Source organism: Altibacter sp. HG106 (assembly GCF_028561755.1).
GTDB lineage: Bacteria > Bacteroidota > Bacteroidia > Flavobacteriales > Flavobacteriaceae > DFVG01.
This window is the reverse complement of sequence record NZ_JAQQTD010000003.1, coordinates 149,757-173,612: the sequence shown is the minus strand read 5'-3', so window position 1 is coordinate 173,612 and position 23,856 is coordinate 149,757. Positions and strand designations below refer to the sequence as shown.

Annotated in this window: 18 protein-coding genes; 15 read left to right on the top strand and 3 right to left on the bottom strand. The window is 45.1% G+C overall.

Translation table 11 applies throughout. The features are described from left to right. The first annotated feature begins 4 nt into the window (after positions 1-4). The 3 genes from PO830_RS06105 to PO830_RS06095 are packed head-to-tail and all read left to right on the top strand — an operon-like array spanning position 5 to position 3,844. Positions 5-889, top strand: a complete 885-nt coding sequence (locus PO830_RS06105; protein ID WP_272852651.1) for a cupin-like domain-containing protein — start codon at positions 5-7, stop codon at positions 887-889. Then, positions 882-2,555 (top strand): C45 family peptidase, encoded by a 1,674-nt coding sequence (locus tag PO830_RS06100; protein WP_272852650.1) that lies wholly within the window; start codon positions 882-884, stop codon positions 2,553-2,555. Before PO830_RS06105 ends, PO830_RS06100 begins: the two co-directional genes overlap by 8 nt. Beyond that, a complete protein-coding gene (locus PO830_RS06095) occupies positions 2,552-3,844 on the top strand; it encodes a phenylacetate--CoA ligase family protein (RefSeq protein WP_272852649.1) in 1,293 nt (430 codons plus the stop codon). The genes PO830_RS06100 and PO830_RS06095 overlap by 4 nt, the downstream gene beginning before the upstream one ends. A 2-nt stretch (positions 3,845-3,846) precedes the next feature. Here the strand turns inward: PO830_RS06095 and PO830_RS06090 are convergent, their stop codons facing one another. Then, positions 3,847-4,449, bottom strand: coding sequence for a hypothetical protein (locus tag PO830_RS06090; protein ID WP_272852648.1), 603 nt, complete (start codon positions 4,447-4,449; stop codon positions 3,847-3,849). Next, positions 4,449-5,273, bottom strand: a complete 825-nt coding sequence (locus tag PO830_RS06085; protein ID WP_272852647.1) for a universal stress protein — start codon at positions 5,271-5,273, stop codon at positions 4,449-4,451. The genes PO830_RS06090 and PO830_RS06085 overlap by 1 nt, the downstream gene beginning before the upstream one ends. A 158-nt stretch (positions 5,274-5,431) precedes the next feature. Between PO830_RS06085 and rimP the strand changes: the two genes are divergently transcribed. The 3 genes from rimP to infB are packed head-to-tail and all read left to right on the top strand — an operon-like array spanning position 5,432 to position 9,899. Further along, positions 5,432-5,893, top strand: coding sequence for a ribosome assembly cofactor RimP (gene rimP / locus PO830_RS06080; RefSeq protein WP_272852646.1), 462 nt, complete (start codon positions 5,432-5,434; stop codon positions 5,891-5,893). Between the two features lie 14 nt (positions 5,894-5,907). Continuing rightward, positions 5,908-7,140: a transcription termination factor NusA gene (gene nusA, locus PO830_RS06075; protein ID WP_272852645.1), complete on the top strand. Its 1,233-nt coding sequence runs from the start codon at positions 5,908-5,910 to the stop codon at positions 7,138-7,140. A gap of 59 nt (positions 7,141-7,199) precedes the next feature. Further along, on the top strand, positions 7,200-9,899 hold the full coding sequence (infB, locus tag PO830_RS06070) for a translation initiation factor IF-2 (protein WP_272852644.1): 2,700 nt from the start codon (positions 7,200-7,202) through the stop codon (positions 9,897-9,899). A gap of 63 nt (positions 9,900-9,962) precedes the next feature. Here infB and PO830_RS06065 read toward each other — a convergent pair whose 3' ends face one another. After that, on the bottom strand, positions 9,963-10,352 hold the full coding sequence (locus PO830_RS06065; protein WP_272852643.1) for an SPOR domain-containing protein: 390 nt from the start codon (positions 10,350-10,352) through the stop codon (positions 9,963-9,965). A 225-nt stretch (positions 10,353-10,577) separates the two neighbouring features. Between PO830_RS06065 and PO830_RS06060 the strand changes: the two genes are divergently transcribed. From PO830_RS06060 to PO830_RS06020, 9 genes are all read left to right on the top strand, one after another. After that, positions 10,578-11,906 (top strand): c-type cytochrome, encoded by a 1,329-nt coding sequence (locus tag PO830_RS06060; RefSeq protein ID WP_272852642.1) that lies wholly within the window; start codon positions 10,578-10,580, stop codon positions 11,904-11,906. A gap of 30 nt (positions 11,907-11,936) precedes the next feature. Further along, positions 11,937-15,005, top strand: a complete 3,069-nt coding sequence (locus PO830_RS06055) for a TAT-variant-translocated molybdopterin oxidoreductase (RefSeq protein ID WP_272852883.1) — start codon at positions 11,937-11,939, stop codon at positions 15,003-15,005. 27 nt (positions 15,006-15,032) lie between these two features. Then, positions 15,033-16,811, top strand: a complete 1,779-nt coding sequence (gene nrfD, locus PO830_RS06050; protein ID WP_272852641.1) for an NrfD/PsrC family molybdoenzyme membrane anchor subunit — start codon at positions 15,033-15,035, stop codon at positions 16,809-16,811. A 1-nt stretch (position 16,812) separates the two neighbouring features. Next, positions 16,813-17,349 carry a DUF3341 domain-containing protein gene (locus tag PO830_RS06045; protein ID WP_272852640.1) on the top strand — a complete coding sequence of 179 codons (537 nt, stop codon included), beginning with the start codon at positions 16,813-16,815 and terminating at the stop codon, positions 17,347-17,349. Position 17,350: 1 nt separating this feature from the next. Then, positions 17,351-18,034: a c-type cytochrome gene (locus PO830_RS06040; protein ID WP_272852639.1), complete on the top strand. Its 684-nt coding sequence runs from the start codon at positions 17,351-17,353 to the stop codon at positions 18,032-18,034. 23 nt (positions 18,035-18,057) lie between these two features. Next, the gene (locus tag PO830_RS06035) at positions 18,058-19,425 is read left to right on the top strand and encodes a quinol:cytochrome C oxidoreductase (RefSeq protein WP_272852638.1); all 1,368 of its coding nucleotides are present in this window, start codon (positions 18,058-18,060) and stop codon (positions 19,423-19,425) included. Positions 19,426-19,449: 24 nt separating this feature from the next. Further along, positions 19,450-20,514, top strand: a complete 1,065-nt coding sequence (locus PO830_RS06030) for a cytochrome c oxidase subunit II (protein ID WP_272852637.1) — start codon at positions 19,450-19,452, stop codon at positions 20,512-20,514. Between the two features lie 23 nt (positions 20,515-20,537). Continuing rightward, positions 20,538-22,364 carry a cytochrome c oxidase subunit I gene (locus PO830_RS06025; RefSeq protein WP_272852636.1) on the top strand — a complete coding sequence of 609 codons (1,827 nt, stop codon included), beginning with the start codon at positions 20,538-20,540 and terminating at the stop codon, positions 22,362-22,364. A gap of 79 nt (positions 22,365-22,443) precedes the next feature. Beyond that, entirely contained in the window at positions 22,444-23,838 is a 1,395-nt protein-coding gene (locus tag PO830_RS06020) for an MATE family efflux transporter (protein WP_272852635.1), read from the top strand. Positions 23,839-23,856: the final 18 nt, after the last annotated feature.

Here is a 23,856-nt window from a genome sequence, read left to right as displayed (position 1 = left end):
CATTATGGGAAGCATACGAGTAAGCGATATACCCCGAATTGATAAGGTTTCTAAGGAGCAATTTCTCAAGGAATATTACGAGCCACAACAACCCGTTATTATCGAAGGGTTAACAAAAGGCTGGCCCGCCTATGAAAAATGGAACTTAGATTACATTCAAGAACTGGCCGGAGATCAAGTGGTGCCCTTGTACAACAACAAACCTACCCGCGGAAAGAAGAAATCGGTGGTTCCGGCACGGGAAATGAAACTAACCGATTACATTACCCTACTGAAAACAGAGCCTACCGACCTACGAATGTTCTTTTATAACATTCTAGACAAAATGCCGCAGCTTTTAGAGGATTTTGAGTATCCTGATCTCGGACTCAAATTCTTTAAGCGCTTACCGGTGATGTTCTTTGGTGGAAAAGGTTCTAAAGTCCTGGCACATTACGATATGGATCTGGCCGACCTGCTTCACTTTCACTTTCACGGCCACAAAACAGTTACCTTATTTCCTCCAAGTCAGACCCCAAACATGTACCGGGTTCCTTACACCGTCCACAATTTGGAAACAATCGACATGGATGCGCCCGACTTCAAGAAATATCCGGCCTTGCAGCACTTACACGGTCTAAAAGCCGAGATGAAACACGGAGACGCGTTATACATGCCTAGTGGCTACTGGCACTATATCACCTACCAAGATGGCGGATTTTCTATGACCCTCCGCGCGTTTCCTCGTAGTACGCGAAAACTGGCCAAATTGCTTTCTAATGTTTTTGTAATGCGCCCGTTCGAGAATGTCATGCGCCTTACCCTTGGTGAAAAATGGTTGAATTATAAAGAGCAGAAAGTACTGCGAAAGACCAATAAGCGGATTGAAAAACAGCAGCAGCATGCATAATTCCCTACTGTGGTTTCTCTGTGCTGCATGGTTTTCCATATCCTTGCTGTCATGTGGCATCCGACCCTCTTTGGAGGATCGGCCGGTTACCACTGCCTTCAATTCTAACGTGCCTGAGGTGATTGCGATAAACGATTCGACCCGGATCGCCGGAAATAACTTTCTGACGAAAAATCGCTTCGGACTTTGGGAATTGTATGTGGAAGGAGATCCGCTGGAGCGAGGATTGATCACCGGAAGTCTCACCGAGGCACTCATACAGAAGCAGGAAGCAGCCTTTTTTGGGAAAGTACAAGAATTAGTGCCTTCAGAAGGGCAGCAGAAGTTTCTTAAAAAATTTCTCGCCTGGTATAACCGCAAAATGTACCAACACATTCCGAACGAATACAAAGCAGAGATCTATGGGGTGTCGCAATTCGCCTCAGATACCTACAACGACATTGCACCGCCCTATTTGCGATCGCTATACCTGCATGGCGCGCACGATATAGGGCACGCGCTGCAAGACCTTGCCTTGGTAGGCTGTAGTGCCTTTGCAGTTTGGGGCGATAAGACCGAAGATGGCCAGTTGTTAATTGGAAGAAACTTTGATTTCTACGCAGGAGACGAATTTGCGGAAGAGAAAATCATCGCATTTGTGAAACCCGATCAGGGCTATGGCTTTATGTCGGTTAGTTGGGGCGGAATGATAGGCGTGGTTTCCGGGATGAATTCGGAAGGGCTTACCGTTACCATCAATGCGGGGAAGTCGAAAGTGCCGCTCACCGCCAAGACGCCAATATCCATCGTGGCTAGAGACATTTTACAATATGCCGCAACGATTGCAGAAGCCGAAACCATTGCCCGAAAATATGAAGTATTTGTTTCCGAAGCGATCTTTGTGGGAAGTGCTTCCGAAAATCGCGCTGCCATTATCGAGGTCGCTCCCGATAATTTTGGCGTGTATGAAGTTCGTAATACGTCACAACTCATTTGTTCCAATCATTTTCAAAGCAGTGCTTTTTCCGAAGATAAAAGAAACCAAAAGACCATTGAAGAGAGCCACAGCGCCTATCGCTTTGCTCGGATGGAAGAATTGATTGCCGAAGAAGCGACACTGAATGTACCGGAAGCGGTGGCGATACTGCGGAATAAAAACGGTAAGGATGATGCCGTCTTGGGCTTCGGAAACGAAAAAGCGTTGAATCAGTTGCTAGCACATCATGGCGTTGTGTTTAAACCGAAAGAACGACAGGTTTGGGTCTCGTCCCATCCGTATCAACTGGGGGCATTTGTTGCCTATGATCTTGATGAGGTGTTTGCCAACAGAGCGCAAAACCCGGCTATTTCTAGTATCTCAATACCATCAGCCGTGGTGCCTGCAGATCCTTTCCTGACATCTGAAGCCTATAAAAAATACGAAGCATACCGCCGGATAGAACGACAGATGGAAGTGGCTCTGGAAGAGAAGGCGTTGGTAAGTGCATCGGTTCTTGAGCAACTTACCGCTTTGAACCCCGACTATTGGAAGGCCCATTTTTTAACCGGGAAATACTATTACGAGCAGCGCATGTACGCGGCCGCCTTACCCTACTTTACACAGGCCGCTTCCTTGGTGATTCCCTCGGTTCCCGAACGAGAAGCGGTAGAAAAATACCTTCGAAAAACCCAACGCAAACAATCATGAGCATTCCTACTATCGAAACGGCCAGTAAGGCACAGATCAAAAGCTTTCAGGAACAGGAACTTCAGAAGCTGCTGCGCTACCTGCAAAATAACTCTCCGTACTACCGTAGTAGGTTCCAGAGCGAAGGGATTTTGATAGAAGACATTACAACCTTAGAAGAATTGACCAAGATACCGGTAACCACCAAGGACGACCTACAACGTCATAATATGGACTTTCTCTGTATTCCAAAGGAAGCCGTAGTCGATTTTGTAACCACCAGTGGCACCTTGGGAGATCCAGTGACGTTCGCCTTATCGGACGCAGACCTCGACCGGCTCGCCTATAACGAGGCGATTTCTTTCGCTTGCAGTGGTGTTACCAAAGAGGATGTACTTCAGTTAATGACCACGATAGATCGTCGCTTTATGGCGGGAATGGCCTATTACTTAGGCGCACGCGAATTGGGTGCCGGGATTATCCGTGTGGGGTCGGGCGTACCCGAATTACAATGGGATACCATTCAGAAATTTCGGCCTACCTACCTGATTTGCGTCCCTTCTTTTTTGCTGAAATTAATTGAGTATGCGAACAGTCATGATATTTCCCTAGAAGACAGCGGTGTTAAAGCCGCCATTTGTATAGGAGAACCCATTCGAGAAGCGAATTTTGAATCCAATACCTTGGCTAAAAAAATTACAGCGGCCTGGGACCTGGAATTGTTTTCGACCTATGCGTCTACCGAAATGAGTACTGCGTTTAATGAATGTGAAGCGCATCAAGGCGGTCATCACCATCCCGAATTGATCATCGTTGAGGTGCTCGATGAAAATAATGAGGCGGTGCCCATGGGGGAGGTGGGAGAATTAACGATTACCACCCTGGGAGTTACCGCCATGCCGTTGTTGCGTTTTAAGACCGGTGATATGGTACAGACTCATGACGAGCCCTGTTCCTGCGGAAGAACCACACTTCGCCTGGGACCGGTAGTGGGAAGGAAACAGCAAATGATTAAGTACAAGGGTACCACGCTCTATCCGCCAGCCATGTTCAACGTGATGCATCATTTTGAAAGCATAGAAACCTTTGTGATCGAGATCGATCACAATGAGATCGGGACCGATGAGATCATTTTAAAGATTGCGTGTGATACCCCTTCGGAAGCCTTTCAGAACGAGATCAAAGATCACTTTCGGGCGAAGCTTCGAGTAACCCCCACCATCGTGGTCGAAGAGGCTGCCGTTATTGATGCCATTCGCTTTCCGAAGTTAAGTCGGAAACCACGAAATATTATTGATAAGCGTCGTTGAGATTATTGATTTTGAATGGGAATACTTTCGTTGAAGAGTCGCCATGTATACCCTAACTCACTTTCTTCATCCAGATCGAACACCGAATAATACCGAAACATATAGCCGGGCTTTTCGGGGTCTACCATGATGGGGACCAACGTATCACTTACATGACTTTTGTGTAGAGCAAAACCGTTAACTACAGGCTGCCAGCTCCCTTCTTTTAAGATGTATAAGAAATATTTGTTGAAAATAGGGTCTTTTAGTTGCGCGGTTACAAGAAGTAAGTCGCTTTCAAATTCCGGAAAGCGAAGTACTTCAAGACTTGCTCCGTATGTTTTTGGAATGATCAAGGGAGGCGCATTATTGTTCTCGAAGGCGATGGTGGTTTCACCTCGGCGCATGTCGATTTTTTTAATGTAGGCGTAATACGATGCGGTGTTTGGATTGAAGGTGGCAGTTACGGCCCCATTGGGTACAGCAGGTTCTTCTTCAGGAATTTCGATACGAGGTTCCGAAGAAATAATGACCTTTTCATCTTCGGCTTCTGAAGTGGATGGGTTTTTCTGTGGCGTACCACAGCCGATTAATAGGCATCCAAGGATTACATAGCAACTACGCATCACGGAATTTTGAACGTAATTACCGGCATTTTGGCGTGGTTTACCATGTCTTCACTAATACTGCCGTTAAAAAAATGGCTCAGGCCTTTTCTTCCGTGTGTGCTAATCCCAATAAGTTGTGCTTCATGATCACGAGCGAAGGCTAAAATCCCTTTCTCTACCGAATAGTCGTTGTAGATGTTAAGCGTATATTCTTGCTCTGGAACATGCGACACGAATTTTTGCATGAGTGAATAGGTCTCGCTAGTGGTTTTAAAGCCGCTAGGCGTATTGACATACAACAAATGAATCTTCGCACCGGCGAACTGAGCAAATGATCGGGCCGCTTCAAACGGTTCCTGACATTCCTCGGTAAAGTCGGTTGCAAACACAAAATCGGCTACGTCGAACCCTGCATGTTCGTTCTTGATGACCAGTACGGGAATGTTGGAGGTACGCACCACTTTTTCGGTATTGCTACCAATGAACATTTCCTTAAAACCACTGGCTCCGTGAGAGCCCATGACAATGAGGTCGATATCATTGGTTGCCACGGTTTCTTTAATATCGTTATATATTTCACCGTGCCCAATCGCTTCGTGTAATACGACCTTGCTGAGATAGGGTTCTTTGAGTAAGGTTTCAAATTTCTTTTCCGCCAATTTAATGAAATACAGCGCTTCCGGCAGCGAACCGGTATCACCGCTATTGGCGAGATGTAGTGGCATTTCAACGGAATGTAGTAAGTACAGTTCGGCGTCTCCTTTGATAGCGATGTCAACGGCTACCTTTAGCGCGTTTTCCGCCTGTGGAGAAAAGTCGGTAGGCACGAGTATTTTTTTCATGGAGAGGGAGGTTAGCGATTTCAATACCTTTAAAGTACGAAATTATTTCGCACGGCGATTGCTTTTAGAATCTCAAAAAAAGTGCTATATTTGCAGCGAATTTATGAAGCAACCAGTTGAGGGGACGAAAAGTCCCCTCTTTTTATAGCTTAGTTTTTATGCGTGAAAAAGTGGAAAAACTCTTACAGGATGCCCTCGATGAAAAAGAGGGGTTATTCTTGATTGAATTGAGCATTTCCCCCGCCCATCAGATCAAAGTAATTATTGATGGAGATCAGGGCGTAACCGTTCAGGATTGTATTGATATTAGTCGGGCCATCGAGCATCAGCTCGATCGGGAAGAAACCGATTTTTCTCTGGAAGTACTATCTGCCGGTGTTTCAGAGCCTTTGCAGATGATGCGACAGTACGTTAAGAACGTAGGGCGCAAATTGAAAGTAAAAACCGAGGCAGAAACAATTGAAGGTACGTTGGTTGAAGCAGATGATGCGACAATTACACTTCAATGGAAAGCACGCGAACCGAAGCCCGTTGGGAAAGGAAAACACACCGTTGAAAAAGAAGCGATTGTTTCTTATTCCGACATACTGGAAGCCAAAGTGATGGTAACATTTAATTAATAGCAAAACGTGACATGGAAAATTTAGCGCTGATCGATTCCTTTTCGGAATTTAAAGATGATAAGCTCATTGACCGGGTAACTCTCATGGCAATCTTGGAAGATGTTTTCAGAAATGCCCTGAAGAAGAAATACGGAAGCGACGATAACTTCGATATTATCATTAACCCCGACAAAGGGGATTTGGAAATTTGGAGAAACCGTATCGTTGTGGCCGATGGTGATGTGGAAGATCCTAACGAACAAATTTCGTTAACGGAAGCTAGGAAGATTGAAGATGATTTTGAAGTAGGAGAAGATGTTTCGGAAGAGGTAAAATTATCGCACTTAGGTCGTCGGTCGATTTTGGCGTTGCGTCAGAATTTGATCTCTAAAATTCACGAACACGATAACACAAATATTTACAAGCAGTTTAAAGAGCTCGAAGGAGAAATTTACACAGCGGAAGTACACCACATCCGTCACCGTGCCGTGATCTTGTTGGATGATGAAGGAAACGAGATCATCCTGCCTAAAGACCGTCAGATTCCATCCGACTTTTTCCGAAAAGGAGATAATGTTCGTGGAATCATCGAAAGCGTGGAACTGAAAGGAAACAAGCCTGCGATCCTCATGTCGCGCGCCCATCCTTTATTCTTGGAGAAATTGTTCGAGCAAGAAATTCCAGAAGTATTTGATGGCTTGATCACGGTGAAGAAAGTAGTTCGTATTCCAGGTGAAAAGGCAAAAGTAGCGGTCGATTCTTACGACGATCGTATCGATCCGGTTGGCGCTTGTGTTGGGATGAAAGGAAGCCGAATTCACGGGATCGTCCGCGAATTAGGAAATGAGAACATCGATGTGATCAATTATACCAATAACATCAACTTGTTCATTACCCGCGCCTTGAGTCCGGCGAAAGTAACCTCCATCAAATTGAATGAGGAAACCAAGCGGGCTGAAGTGATCTTGAAACCGGAAGAAGTGTCGAAAGCGATTGGTCGTGGCGGACATAACATTCGTTTGGCCGGACAGTTAACCGGATATGAAATCGATGTATTGCGCGAAGGTGCGGAAGAAGATGTAGAATTGAAAGAATTCTCAGATGAAATCGAAGACTGGATTATTGCTGAATTTCATAAAATCGGACTAGACACTGCGAAAAGTGTGTTGGAACAAGAGGTAGCCGATTTGGTGAGCAGAACCGATTTGGAAGAAGAAACCATTCGGGAAGTAATTAGTATATTAAAAGAAGAATTTGAAGAGTAGTACAAAGTTTACTTACTTTTACACTCGATTATAAGCAGAAAAAAGGAGAGACCCTATTTATGGCTGAAGTAAAAACAATGAGGCTTAGCAAGGTATTGCGTGAATTCAATATCTCACTAGATCGTGCCGTAGAATTTTTAAGTTCTAAAGGATACGAGGTGGATGCGCGCCCTACCACTAAAATTTCTGGGGAAGAATACCAAGTGCTGTTTGAGGAATTTCAAACCGATAAGAGCAAAAAGGTAGCTTCCAAAGAAGTGGGTGAGGAAAAGCGCAAAGAGAAAGAAGAATTGCGTTTGGCCCGCGAAAAAGAGCAGGAAGAAAAGGAAAAAGCCGAAGCCTCTAAAGTAATTAAAGCGGAAGCTAAATTGGATGGTCCAAAACAAGTTGGGAAGATCGATTTAGGGGGCGACAAGAAGCAAGAAAAGTCGGAAACTCCGGAAGAAAAACCTGCTGAAAAAGAAGAAAAGGTAGCCGAGAAGAAAGAAGCGCCCGAGAAGAAAAAAGAAGCGGCACCGAAAGCCAAAAAGAAAAAAGAAACGCCTGCGAAAAAAGAAACAAGCGATTCGAAACCGGCGGAGGCCAAGGAAGAGAAAAAGGAGAAGGATGCCGAGAAGAAGGAAGATGCTTCCGACAAGGTTACTACTAACTATAAGAAATTAGACGGTCCCAACTTTACCGGTGAAAAAATTGATCTGGATAAGTTCAAAAAACCGGAACGGAAGAAAAAGGACAAAAAGGACGCCAATAAAGAAAAACGCGGTCGTCGTCGTCGCATCAGTAAAGAACCTTCTAAGTCGAAGGGCAATTACAAAGACAACCGAGGCCGAAGAAGAAATACCCCCAAAGAAGAGCCTAGCGAGGAAGAAGTACAAAGACAAGTACGGGAGACCCTCGAGAAACTTCAAGGGAAATCTTCCAAAGGAAAAGGTGCCAAATACCGTCGTGAGAAACGAGATTCTCACCGACAAAAGACGGAGGAAGAACAGGCACAACAAGAGCTGGACAGCAAATTGCTGAAAGTAACCGAGTTTGTTACCGTAAGTGAAATAGCGACCATGATGGACGTACCGGTAACGAAAGTTATTTCTGCCTGTATGTCGTTAGGAATGATGGTAACCATGAACCAGCGTTTGGATGCGGAAACCCTTACCATCGTTGCGGAAGAATTTGGCTACGAAGTCGAATTCGTCACAGCCGATATTGAGGAAGCTATCCAGGATGAGGAAGATGCACCCGAAGATTTAGCGCCACGCGCACCTATCGTGACCGTAATGGGACACGTTGACCACGGTAAAACTTCGCTACTGGATTACATTCGGGAAGAGAATGTAATTGCAGGTGAATCTGGAGGGATCACTCAGCACATTGGTGCCTATGGAGTGACCCTGGAAAATGGTCAAAAAATTGCCTTCCTAGATACCCCGGGTCACGAGGCCTTTACGGCCATGCGTGCTCGTGGGGCACAGGTAACCGACTTAGCCATTATCGTTGTGGCTGCGGATGACGATATCATGCCGCAAACCAAAGAAGCGATCTCACACGCCCAAGCAGCCGGTGTACCTATTGTATTTGCCATCAACAAAATTGATAAACCCACCGCAAATCCTGAGAAGATCAAAGAAGGATTGGCAGGTATGAATTTACTTGTAGAAGATTGGGGCGGTAAAATTCAGTCGCATGACATTTCCGCGAAAACCGGAGAGGGTGTGAACGAATTGCTAGAGAAAGTATTGCTGGAAGCCGAATTGTTAGAGCTGAAAGCAAATCCGAAGCGTGACGCCTACGGAACGGTTGTAGAAGCCTTCCTTGATAAAGGGCGTGGATATGTATCAACTATTTTGGTGCAGTCTGGAACCTTGAAAATTGGGGATTACGTCTTGGCGGGTCAGCATAGCGGAAAGGTAAAGGCCATGCAGGACGAACGCGGTAAAAACGTAAAGGCTGCAGGACCTTCCACACCGGTGAGTATACTCGGATTGGACGGAGCGCCGCAGGCCGGGGATAAGTTCAATGTCTTTACAGACGAAAGAGAAGCGAAAGATATTGCGAACAAGCGTACCCAATTGCAACGTGAACAATCGGTTCGTACACAACGCCATATCACGCTTGATGAGATTGGTAGACGTATCGCCCTTGGTGAATTTAAAGAACTGAATATCATCCTTAAAGGGGATGTGGACGGTTCGGTAGAAGCGTTAACGGATTCTTTCCTAAAACTCTCTACGGAAGAAATTCAGGTTAATATCATTCACAAAGGAGTAGGTGCGATCACCGAAAGTGATGTATTATTGGCTTCGGCTTCCGACGCGATTATTATCGGATTTAATGTGCGACCCATGGGGAACGCCCGTCAGATCGCTGATAAAGAAGAGATCGATATCCGAACCTACTCTATCATCTATGACGCCATCAACGATCTGAAAGATGCGATGGAAGGAATGTTGTCTCCTGAAATGAAAGAAGAAGTTACCGGAACGGCAGAGATCCGCGAAACCTTCAAGATTTCGAAGATTGGAACCATCGCAGGATGTATGGTCACCAGCGGTAAGATCTACCGCAGCAGTGGGGTGCGACTTATTCGTGAAGGGGTTGTGGTGTATACCGGAGAACTTGCTTCCCTAAAACGTTTTAAAGACGATGTGAAAGAAGTGTCTAAAGGATACGACTGCGGAATGCAGGTGAAGAATTACAACGATATAAAAGAAGGCGACATCATCGAAGCCTTTCAGGAAGTGGCAGTGAAGAAAAAGCTGTAACCCTGGCCTATAGAAACTAAAAAAGCCTCTTGAAAAAGAGGCTTTTTTTATGGGGTTAGCGGATTACTTATTGGGCTTCAGAATGAACGCGGAAGAGAACTGTTCCTTGATCTGCATCAAGGCGCGATCGGCCTCTAGACGTTCACTGAAATTGCCCACCCATACTTTGTAATTTGGGGTTTCGTATTCTATAGACGCAGGCCAGCTTCCAAAGCGAGCACGATAGCGTCGCATGATGGCGTTGGCCTGACCCAATTCTCCATAATACAACTGAATAGTATAATTGGAGGAAAGTTTGTTTTCCTTCTCTAATTCCTTTTTCAGTGTTAGCAGTTCCGAAATTTTTTCGTCCTGTTGCACCGTCACTGTAGCCCGCTGCGCGAGCACGGTTTCCGCAGAAAAGACCAGTAAAATACTGATAAGCAGAATATTTAAGGTATATTGAAATCGCATTGTTCGAATTACTTTTTACAAAGGTATGGCATATTAACTCGAGAACGACGATTTTTATTATTTAGAATTGATATAAATTGGTTGTTAACAGTTTATTTGGATTTCTAAAATCATCTTTATGCTGTACTTTTGCACAGTTATTTGTGGCGTTTAAATCGGTGATTTCCGAAGCGAATACACTAACAAATTAAACGCCAACGTATAGAGAACAATTAACCATCTAGTATGCTAAAGGTGAACTTAAGAAATCTATCTTCTCCACTCTCGTTACTCTTATTGGCGGTCACGCTAATTTTTTCAAACCCAGCTATCGCACAAGATACTGCCGATGAAGCCGAAACTACGGCTACAGAAACGCCGGCAGCCGACGGCGTAGGGGATGCTGCCGCAGGAGAGGCCTTGTTCAAAGCCAATTGTGCTGCCTGTCACAAGTTGTACAAGCGCGCTACCGGACCCGCTCTTTTTGGAGTGGGCGACAAGTACGACCGCGAATGGTTGTATAGCTGGATTAAAAACAGTCAGGAGCTAATTCAATCGGGAGATTCGCAAGCGGTGGCGATCTTTGAAGAATACAACCAGTCGGTAATGACGGCATTTCCTCAATTAAGCAATGAGGATATTGATAATATTATTGCGTATACCTACACCCCAAAACCCGAACCTACCCAGGTAGAAGTTGCTACCGGCCCAGGTGGGGGTGGTGGTTCAGGCGTTTCCAACAACGTAATACTAGGGGTTTTGGCCCTGGTATTCGTGATGTTGGTGGTGATGCTCTTCTTGGTAACCAAAACCTTAAAGCGCATCGCAGAATCCAACGGAGTGGTCTATCCAGAAAAACCAGCGCGTACGCCCCTTTGGAAAGCATTCGCTCAAAACCAATTCTTGGTACTGGTAACGTCTATCTTTTTGTTGCTTGCTGCGGGTTATTTTGGATACGGTTACTTAATGCAGGTGGGTGTGGATCAAGGCTACGCGCCGGTACAGCCCATTCACTATTCACATAAAATTCACGCAGGTGCCAATCAAATTGATTGTAACTACTGCCACAGTTCCGCGCGCAAAAGCAAGCACTCGGGAATTCCTTCCTTGAACGTGTGTATGAACTGTCACAAGAACATCGCCGAATACAATGGCGAGCTCGATCCGGAATTAGGATACACCAAAGAGTTCTACGACGGAGAAATCCAAAAATTGTACGCTGCTGTAGGGTGGGATGAAGCAACACAATCCTATACCGGGGAGGAAAAACCGGTGAAGTGGGTGCGTATCCACAACTTACCTGATTTTGCTTATTTCAATCACTCGCAACACGTTACCGTTGCCGGAATTGAGTGTCAGAAATGTCACGGTCCGGTAGAGGAGATGGAGATTATGCGTCAGCATTCACCACTTACCATGGGATGGTGTATCAACTGTCACCGCGAGACCAACGTGAACATGGCAGGAAACGAATATTATGAAAAGATCCACGCCGAATTGGCTAAGAAATATGGAGTGGATCAAGTGACAGCCGCGCAGATGGGTGGTTTGGAATGCGGAAAGTGTCACTACTAACATTGAATGAATAAATTTTCAGATAGCAATATGGCTTCAAACAAGAAATACTGGAAAAGTGTTGAAGAACTGAACGAGAACAGTTCGATCATGGAGACGTTGCAGCAAAATGAATTTGCACAACCAATCCCGACTGATGATTTCCTTGGGAATAAGGAAAATCTATCCGCTTCTTCAACCACACGTCGTGATTTCTTAAAATATGTAGGATTCTCTACCGCAGCTGCTTCTCTGGCAGCGTGTGAAGGTCCTGTGATCAAATCGATACCCTACGTGGTAGCGCCGGATGAGATCGTTCCGGGTGTGGCAAACTATTATGCCACCACCATGGCAGACGGATTTGATTTTGCCAATGTGTTGGTGAAAACCCGCGAAGGGCGACCGATTAAAATCGAGCGTAATGATCTTGCGAAGAACGGTGGGGCTGTCAATGCACGAGTGCATGCTTCGGTACTGTCTATGTACGACAAAAACCGACTCCAAAACCCGAAGGTCGATGGCGCCGATGCCAGTTGGGAAGAATTAGATGCCGCGGTCGCTCAGAAAATGAATGAAATGAGTGGGCAAGATATTGTGTTGTTAACACAAACGTTTGCTTCACCCTCTACTTCAAAGTTAATTCAAGAATTCACTACGCGCTATCCAAATGTACGGCACGTTATCTATGATTCGGTTTCTTCTTCGGAAGCATTGGATGCCTTTCAGAATAAATACGGAACAAGAGGATTAGCTGATTACGATTTCAGCAAGGCCGAAGTTATCGTGTCTGTTGGAGCTGATTTTATCGGAGACTGGCAAGGGGGTGGTTATGAAGCCGGATATGCCAAGGGCCGCATTCCGAAGAATGGAAAGATGAGCAAACACTTCCAGTTCGAGGCGAACATGACCTTATCTGGAGCCAATGCTGATGTGCGTGTTCCCGTAACACCTTCACAGCAATTACAAGTATTAAAAGCGTTAACGGGCGGAAGCACTTCCGGTTTACCCGAAAATGTAGCCGCTGCCGTAACCAAGGCGAAAGCGCAACTGCAAAAAGCCGGTGGTAATGGTGTCGTGATTACTGGCATTCCTTCCGTAGAAGCACAAACGATGGCCCTCAATTACAACGACGGTAAATCGGTGATGGATGCTGCCAAGCCACGGATGACGGCAATGGGGAACACCAGAGAAGTAAAGCGCGTGATGGATGGCGTAATTTCAGGAGCGGTAAAAGGATTGATCACCGTGGGTGTAGATCCTGTATATTCGTTCCCGAATGCTGAATTTGCCGAGGCGTATAAAAACCTGAACATGTCGTTAGCATTCGCCATGAATCCTGACGCTACGGCTTCCGCAGCAAAACTTGTAGCTGCCGTACCGCATTACTTAGAATCTTGGGGTGATGTACAGCTGAAGAAAGGAACCTTCAGTGTGATGCAGCCTACGATTAAGCCATTATTTGATACCCGTCAATTCCAACAGTGCCTTCTTAATTGGACAGGTCGAAATAACGTCAATTACTACGATTATTTAAAGGAATATATGGAAGGAACCGTATTAAACGGAACTTCCTGGAACCAAGTCGTGCACGATGGGGTGGTAGAAAGTGATGCAACGCTTACCGGTGATGCTGAAACGACTGCCGCAAACGAATTTGAATTAGAGTCTTCCACTTCCAACGGGGCTATGGCTTTCAATAGTCAGTCTAACGGAATGGAACTTACCTTATATACCAAAACCGGATTGGGTGACGGGCGTCAGGCTAATAACCCTTGGTTACAAGAATTACCAGATCCAATTACTCGTACTTCCTGGGATAATTACGTTACCATTTCTAAGTCGGATGCAGATGCCATGGGGCTTGAAAATTACAATGTAGCGGATGGTGGATTGAACGGAGACTATGTGAATATCAGCATGAATGGAGTAACGATCGAAAAGGTACCTGTTCTTATTCAGCCAGGACAAGCGAAGGGATCCATTGGTTTGGCCTTGGGTTATGGTCGTGAAGAAGGCTTGCAAAAAGAAATGCAAACCGGCGTAAACGGATTCCGTTTGTACAACAATTTTAGTGCGGTACAAGGGGGAGTGACCCTTGAGAAAGTTTCTGGGGTGCACGAATTTGCCTGCGTACAGTTGCACAATACGATGATGGGACGTGACATTATTAAAGAAACGACCCTCGAAATTTTTAACACCAAGAACAAGCACGACTGGAATCCCGTTCCGGAAGTATCTAAAGACCATCAGGAAATTCCTGTGACGTCTCCCGATGCCGATTTGTGGGATGAGTTTGATCGTTCGGTGGGACACCATTTTAATCTTTCCATCGACTTAAATGCATGTACTGGATGTGGTGCCTGCGTTATTGCTTGTCATGCTGAAAATAACGTTCCTGTTGTAGGAAAAGAAGAGATGCGTAGAAGCCGTGATATGCACTGGCTGCGTATTGACAGATATTACTCTAGTGAAGAATCCTTCGCTGGAGACAACGAAAAGAAAGAAAATATTTCCGGACTTGGAAGTTCGCTGTCGGAATATGGAGAGATGGAAAATCCGTCTGCGAATCCACAGGTGGCGTTTCAACCGGTCATGTGTCAGCATTGTAACCACGCACCGTGTGAAACGGTATGTCCAGTGGCTGCAACCAGTCACGGACGACAAGGACAAAACCATATGGCGTACAACCGCTGTGTAGGGACGCGCTATTGCGCAAATAACTGTCCGTATAAAGTGCGTCGTTTCAACTGGTTCTTATATGCTGAAAACGATGAATTCGATTTCCATATGAACAACGATTTAGGACGTATGGTATTGAATCCAGACGTAGTGGTACGTTCTCGTGGAGTGATGGAAAAATGTTCGATGTGTATTCAAATGACGCAAAAATCAATTTTGGATGCGAAACGAGCCGGAAAACCGGTAGAGGACGCGAAATTCCAAACCGCGTGTTCGGCGGCCTGTGAAACGGGTGCCATCGTTTTTGGAGACATTAATGATACCGAAAGTGAAGTTCACGAATTGAAGCAAAGCGATAGAATGTACCATTTGTTAGAGGCGGTGGGAACCGAACCTAACGTGTTCTATCACGCAAAAGTTCGAAACACAAACGAAGCATAAACTAACTAAGAAATAGATTATATAGATATGGCGTCGCATTACGAAGCACCTATTAGAAGACCCTTAGTTACAGGCGATAAGACCTACCACGATGTCACCGTGGACGTGGCGGCACCTGTGGAAGGAAAAGCCAATAAATCATGGTGGATCGTCTTTACCATCGCTCTGGTTGCATTTTTGTGGGGATTGGGATGTATCATCTACACCATTTCCACAGGAATTGGGGTTTGGGGACTGAACCGAACCGTTAACTGGGCGTGGGATATTACCAACTTCGTTTGGTGGGTAGGTATTGGTCACGCGGGAACCCTGATCTCGGCGGTATTATTACTCTTCCGTCAAAAATGGAGAATGGCGATCAACCGATCTGCGGAAGCGATGACCATCTTCTCAGTAATTCAGGCAGGATTGTTCCCGATTATCCACATGGGGCGTCCTTGGTTAGCCTATTGGGTACTTCCCATCCCGAACCAATTTGGTTCGCTGTGGGTGAACTTTAACTCGCCTCTCCTTTGGGACGTATTTGCGATCTCGACCTATCTTTCTGTCTCCTTAGTATTCTGGTGGACAGGTTTATTACCTGATTTCGCTATGATTCGGGACCGGGCGATTACACCGTTTACTAAGAGAGTGTATAGTATTCTTTCCTTTGGTTGGAGTGGGCGTGCGAAAGATTGGCAGCGTTTTGAAGAAGTTTCATTGGTGTTGGCCGGATTGGCGACACCGCTGGTACTTTCGGTACACACCATTGTATCCTTCGACTTTGCTACGTCGGTAATTCCAGGATGGCATACCACCATCTTCCCACCGTACTTTGTTGCGGGAGCGATCTTTTCAGGATTTGCCATGGTAAATACCCTGTTGATCATTATGCGTAAGGTTTCCAACCTTGAAAACTATATTACTATTCAGCATATCGAATTAATGAACATCGTGATCATGATCACCGGTTCTATTGTAGGGGTAGCCTATATCACCGAGCTGTTCATTGCCTGGTATTCGGGAGTAGAGTACGAACAATATGCCTTCTTGAATCGAGCCACGGGACCGTATTGGTGGGCCTACTGGTCGATGATGACCTGTAACGTGTTCTCACCACAGTTCATGTGGTTTAAGAAATTGCGAACCAGTATTATGTTCTCGTTCTTTATTTCGATTGTCGTAAATATTGGAATGTGGTTCGAGCGTTTCGTTATTATCGTAACCTCACTACACCGTGACTACTTGCCGTCGTCGTGGACGATGTTCTCACCTACTTTTGTGGATATCGGAATTTTTATTGGAACCATAGGGTTCTTCTTTGTTCTGTTCCTGTTGTATTCACGTACCTTCCCGGTAATTGCTCAGGCAGAGGTGAAGTCGATTTTAAAATCTTCCGGAAGTAAATACAAGAAATTACGTGCAGAACACGGAGATGATGTGAAGCACTATTCTCCAATCGTTCGCGAACCAGCTTCCAATACTACCCATTTGGATGAAGTGGATACCGATGAAGATGTAGACGGAGTATATGCCGATGCACTTATCACGAACGACTATCAGAAGGAGCAAGTAGATTTGATGCTAGATCGAATTGGGCATTATGATGCGGCAACACAGTCGCCTGATGACCTTAAGAAAATTAGTGGTGTAGGTCCTGTCATGGAACAAAAGCTACATCAGTTGGGAATCTACACCTTCGATCAGGTGAGTAAAATGACCGAAGCAGATTACGATCTATTAGATGAAATTATCGGTGAATTCCCCGGTCGTGCAAAACGCGATGACTGGGCGGGACAAGCCGCTAAACTTAAAAATAACGCATAGTATGGCATCAAGAATGATTCACGCTATCTATAACGACGACGATATCTTAATGCAGGCCGTTAAGCAAACTCGGGAAGCTCGTTATCATATTGAAGAAGTGTATACGCCTTTTCCGGTACACGGACTAGACAAGGTGATGGGCTTAGCGCCAACACGCATTGCAATCACCTCTTTCATGTACGGTTTGGTGGGACTAAGTGTTGCTATCGTGATGATGAATTTTATCATGATCAAAGACTGGCCTCAAGACATAGGTGGTAAACCAAGTTTTAGTTATATCGAAAATATGCCGGCTTTTGTGCCCATTATGTTTGAGCTCACCGTATTTTTTGCGGCACACCTCATGGTGATTACGTTTTATATGCGAAGCAAACTATGGCCGTTTAAAAAAGCAGAAAATCCGGATGTACGAACCACTGATGACCACTTCTTGATGGCTGTCGATGCTGGTCATGAAGATGTCGAAAAGCTATCGAAGTTCTTGTACGACACCGGTGCGCTAGAAATCAGTTTAATTGAAAACGATGAAGATCATTAATATGAAGAAACTCATTCCTATATCGCTAGCCTTTGGAGTCGCGTTACTATTGGTTTCTTGCTTTAACGAATCAGACCCAAACTATCAGTACATGCCTAATATGTATGCGCCTGTTGGGTATGAAACATATGGTGAGTATTCGATCTTTGAAGATCAACAGGAAGCCATGCTGCCACCAGAAGGCACAATTCCTCGGGGATGGCGTCCTTATGATTACGAAAATTCTACGGAAGGATTGGAACGAGCACGCGCCGAACTGACGAGTCCGCTACCCGTAACCGAAGAAAACCTGGCAGCCGGGGCCCAATTATATACTATCTATTGTGCTGTTTGTCATGGAGATAAAGGTGACGGGCAGGGAATTTTAGCACAGCGTGAGAAGTTTTTAGGGATTCCGAGCTACGACGATCCGGGAAGAAATATTACAGAAGGTAGTATCTACCACGTACAGATGTACGGGTTAAACACCATGGGGTCCTATGCCTCACAGACGAACGAATTAGAGCGTTGGCAAATAACGCAACATGTATTGAACTTGAAAGCTGCGCTGAAAGGAGAACCCGAATTGACTCCTCAGTCTGCCACCGATTCAACCGCCACAGTAAAGACTACCGTGGAGGGAGAAGTTGCCAATACTGAAACGAATGCCGAGCCGGACACCATGTCCCTAAACGAAACGAATTAACGTATAAAGAGAATAGCTTAGATATGTATACGCTACCCAGTAAACTGAAACTATTTGCGATTATTTTTATGGTAATCGGGGCCCTTGGTATGGGAATTGGTTTCATCACAGCGCCTTCCACTACCGAAGAGGTTAAAGAAATGATGGCAGCACATGGTGATGGCCATGGGGGTGGACATGAAACAACCCACGAATCAGAAAACGCGAGTCATGATGTCGCTGCCGGAGCCCACGAAGGAACTCACGGCGAGACGGCTCACGATAATGAAGATGCGCACTATGAACACACCCTGCATCAAATGCAAAACCGTCCCTGGTCTGCGTTGTACATCGCCTCTTTCTTTTTCTTCATGATCGCATTAGGAACGCTTGCCTTCTACGCCATTCAATATGCCGCACAGGCAGGTTGGTCTCCCGTATTGTTTCGGGTCATGGAAGGAATTACAGCCTATCTACCGGTAGCGTCTGTCATTATTTTCGTCTTATTGTTATTATCTGTATTTCACGTCAATCATATCTTCCATTGGATGGATACCGACCTGGTAAACCCAGACAGTCCGAAATACGATAGTATCATCGCTGGGAAGAGTGGTTATTTGAACGGGCCTTTCTTTTTAATCCGTGCCGCGATCTTTCTAATTGGATGGAACTTGTATCGTTATTTCTCAAGAAGAAATTCGCTCGCCGATGATACCGCAGAAGACAGTCGTTATTTCAAAAAGAACTTCAAGATGTCGGCTGGTTTCCTAGTGTTCTTTATTGTTACCGAATCAATGATGTCTTGGGACTGGATCATGAGTTTCGATCCACACTGGTTCTCGACACTCTTCGGATGGTATGTGTTCGCAGGAATGATGGTTTGTGCCATCACGGTGATTGCCATGGTAACCATTGTATTGAAATCACAAGGGTATTTAGAATATGTGAACGACAGTCATATTCACGATTTAGCCAAATTCATGTTTGGATTTAGCATTTTTTGGACCTACCTATGGTTCTCACAATTTATGTTGATCTGGTACTCTAATATACCTGAAGAGGTAACCTACTTCGTGACACGTATCGAAGATTACAAATTACCCTTCTTCGGAATGTTAGCGATGAACTTTATCTTCCCAGTATTATTACTTATGAACAGTGATTACAAACGGGTAAACTGGTTCGTTGTGATGACGGGTATCGTAATCCTTTTAGGACACTATATCGACGTATTTAATATGGTCATGCCGGCCACTGTTGGAACCTCATGGTTTATCGGTATACCTGAAATTGGATCGCTTCTGTTCTTTTTCGGCTTGTTTGTTCTTGTAGTGTTTACAGCGCTTACCAAAGCTCCGTTACTTGCAAAACACAATCCGTTCGTGAAGGAAAGCAAGCATTTTCATTATTAATTAAAACTTTAGAAGTCTAATAAGATGACCGCATTTTTAGTAGTATTAGTAATCATTCTTTTTGGAGTTGCTGTCTGGCAAATGAGTAAGATATTTGAAATGTCGAAGACCGGGCCGGCAGACAATGCTTCCGAAGTAGCTTCTGATAAAGACAACAATATCAATGGTTGGTTGATGATGGGCTTTGTACTTTTTATCTACCTGCTTTCGATCATTTCTTTCTGGAAATGGGGAGATGTGCTCTTGCCAGAATCCGCTTCAGAGCATGGGGTGGAGACCGATCAGCTGATGTTGATTTCGATGGTGCTGATTTTCGTAGTGGGAATCATTACCCAGTGGTTGCTGCACTATTTTGCCTTTAAATACCGCGGAAAGAAAACACAACGCGCCACCTTCTATGCCGATAATGACCGATTAGAGTTTATATGGACTATCATCCCTGTAATTGTATTAGCGGGTTTAATTATCTACGGATTATTTACATGGACTGATATCATGGACGTGAATACAGACGATGACCCCATGATCGTTGAATTGTACGCCTATCAATTCGACTGGCGGGCGCGCTACGGCGGAGAAGACAATACCCTGGGCGAAGCAAACGTACGTTTGATTGAGGGCGTGAATCAATTGGGTGTAGACGCCTCCGATCCCTACGCACAAGATGATGTTGTGGTAAACGAGCTACATTTGCCGGTAGGACGTAAAGTGCTCTTCAAAATGCGCTCTCAAGATGTATTACACTCGGCTTACATGCCACATTTCCGTGCGCAAATGAACTGTGTCCCTGGAATGATCACACAATTTTCCTTCACCCCAACGATCACTACCGAAGAAATGCGTATGAATGACGAAGTAGTAGATAAGGTGAGAAGAATTAACGAAATTAGAAGAGAGAACAGTAAAGAGCTTGCGGCAAAAGGAGAAGAGACCTTAGATCCGTATGAATTTGATTATCTTTTATTGTGTAACAAGATCTGTGGAAACAACCACTACAATATGCAGATGAAGATCATTGTTGAAACACAAGAAGAGTACGACGCGTGGATTGCCGAACAAGCAACCCTGGCCGAAGCATTGAAACAATAATAAAAAATTAGCGAAAAGAGATTATGTCAGCACAAGCACATGCACCAGCAGTAGATCACCACGATGATCACGGACATCATCACAAGGAGACCTTCATTACCAAATATATCTTTAGTCAGGATCACAAAATGATCTCGAAGCAATACCTCATTACAGGATTGTTCATGGGAATTATTGGTATTGCAATGTCTATTCTGTTCCGAATGCAACTGGCATGGCCGGAAGAACCATTCACCATTTTCGAGATTTTCCTTGGAAAATGGGCCGAAGGAGGAGTTATGGACCCCAGCGTATACCTCGCGTTGGTAACCATTCACGGAACCATCATGGTATTCTTTGTATTAACTGCCGGGCTTAGTGGTACCTTCAGTAACTTGCTAATTCCGTTGCAAATTGGAGCGCGAGATATGGCCTCCGGATTCCTGAACATGGTCTCCTATTGGTTGTTCTTCTTGTCGAGTGTTATTATGGTGTTGTCCTTATTCGTGGAAGCAGGACCTGCCTCTGCAGGATGGACCATCTACCCACCTTTAAGTGCGCTTCCGCAAGCCATCCCAGGATCGGGAGCGGGTATGACGCTGTGGCTGGTATCTATGGCAATCTTCATTGCTTCTTCGCTTTTAGGATCATTGAATTATATTGTGACCGTTCTTAACCTCAGAACAAAGGGTATGTCTATGACGCGCCTTCCACTTACTATCTGGGCGTTCTTCATTACAGCCGTTATCGGGGTGGTATCCTTCCCGGTGCTGTTAAGTGCTGCTTTGATGTTGATCATGGACCGAAGCTTTGGTACGTCATTCTTCCTTTCAGATATTTATATTGCAGGAGAAGTCCTGCACAATCAAGGAGGGTCACCGGTACTTTTTGAGCATTTATTTTGGTTCTTAGGACACCCTGAGGTATACATCGTTTTACTACCCGCCTTGGGGATAACTTCTGAAATTATCGCCACCAATTCACGCAAACCGATTTTTGGGTATCGCGCCATGGTTGCTTCGATTTTGGCTATTGCCTTCCTATCGACCATCGTATGGGGGCACCATATGTTTATTTCTGGAATGAATCCGTTTTTAGGATCGGTATTTACGTTTACCACCTTACTTATCGCGATTCCTTCCGCAGTAAAAGCATTTAACTACATTACCACCTTATGGAAGGGAAATTTACAAATGAACCCTGCCATGCTGTTCTCTATTGGACTGGTTTCAACCTTTATCACAGGGGGATTAACCGGGATTATTTTAGGAGACAGTGCCTTAGATATTAACGTTCACGACACCTATTTCGTGGTAGCTCACTTTCACTTAGTAATGGGTATTTCGGCGTTGTACGGACTATTCGCCGGAGTATACCATTGGTTCCCTAAAATGTTCCAGGGCAGAATGATGAACAAGAATTTGGGTTATGTACATTTCTGGGTGACCGCCATCGGAGCGTATGGAGTTTTCTTCCCCATGCACTTTATCGGAATGGCCGGATTGCCTCGTCGATATTATACAAATACGAACTTTCCTTATTTTGATGATTTAGCGGACGTAAACGTAGTGATTACGATCTTCGCCATTATCACAGCAGCGGTACAGTTAGTGTTCTTGTGGAACTTTATCTACTCTATTTTCTACGGAAAAAGAGGTCCTAAAAACCCATGGAAATCCAATACACTAGAATGGACAGCCGAAGTGAAACACATCCACGGAAACTGGGACGGTCCTATTCCGCATGTGTATCGTTGGGCGTATGATTACAGTAAACTGAATGAAGACGAAAGCGATTATGTGATTCCGGGGCAAGACTTTATCCCGCAAACACTGCCACTTCAAGAAAACGAAGAAGAGATGAACCACTAAGGATTCTTATCCTATCAATTACAAACCCTTTCCAAAACGGAAAGGGTTTTTTTATATCTTCACGTTCTAACTGCTTCACATGCACCTGCTTCGCAAGATTATTACCCACCTTCCCAAAGCCATTGGAGGAAAAGAAACCGATGTTACCACGGGTAGTATCCGTCGTGCTATATTTCTGCTTTCCGTTCCTATGGTCCTTGAAATGATGATGGAATCGGTGTTCTTTTTAGTGGATGCCTATTTTGTATCTAGCCTGGGAGCCAATGCCATTGCCACCGTAGGACTCACAGAATCGGTGCTCACCTTAGTCTATGCACTTGCCATCGGGTTGAGCATGGGAGTTACCGCAATCGTGGCACGAAGGATTGGAGAGAAAGAGGTGGTGTCTGCCTCACAAACGGCGGTTCAAGCGATCTACTTAGGAGTGCTCATTGCGGTGTTGGTGAGCGCGGTTGGTGTGCTTTTTCCCAAACAAATACTAAGCTTGATGGGAGGAGCTCCAGATCTGGTGGCAGAGGGTTATGGATACACTCAAATCTTACTGGGAGGCAATGTTACTATTATGCTGCTGTTCATCATTAATGCCATCTTTCGAGGTGCCGGTGATGCTTCCGTGGCGATGAGGGTCCTTATTTTTTCCAACATACTAAACATTCTTTTAGACCCGCTTTTCATTTTTGGTTGGGGTCCGGTGCCCGCATATGGTGTTAAAGGCGCTGCTATTGCTACGACGATTGGTAGAGGTAGTGCGGTTATTTTTCAGCTTTTGATCCTATTATACGGTTGGAGCCGCATTAAAATCACATTCAAAGAGCTAAGGCTACAGTTGGTGGTTATGCTCAAACTCATTAAGGTCTCTCTAGGGGGCATCGGGCAGTTTATTATCGGTACGTCCAGCTGGGTTTTTCTCATGCGGATCATGGCCGAATTCGGAAGCGAAGTTCTTGCCGGATATACCATCGCTATTCGGGTATTGATGTTCACATTGATGCCTTCCTGGGGGATGAGCAATGCCGCGGCTACGCTGGTGGGTCAGAACCTGGGCGCCCAGCAACCCGAGCGAGCGGAACGTTCGGTCTGGAAGACGGGAAAATACAATGCCTGGTTTATGGCTGCCGTATCGGTGTTTTATCTGGTATTTGCTGAAGAAATATTGCGGTTATTTAGTGATGAGACGTCGGTAATAGAAAGTGGAACGATGAGCCTTCGTATCATCGCTGCAGGATATGTGGCCTATGCTTATGGTATGGTGATCATTCAGGCATTCAATGGTGCCGGAAATACGCGAACCCCCACCATCATCAATTTCTTCTGTTTTTGGATTTTCCAGTTGCCGGTGGCCTATGTAGCGGCCATTACCTGGGGCTGGGGTGCCTCAGGAGTGCTATGGGCCATTACCGCTGCTGAAATTCTTATAGCGGTGGTGGGTATTCTATGGTTTCGAAGAGGTAGATGGAAACTGGTAAATGTTTGAATACGAGTAAATTTACGT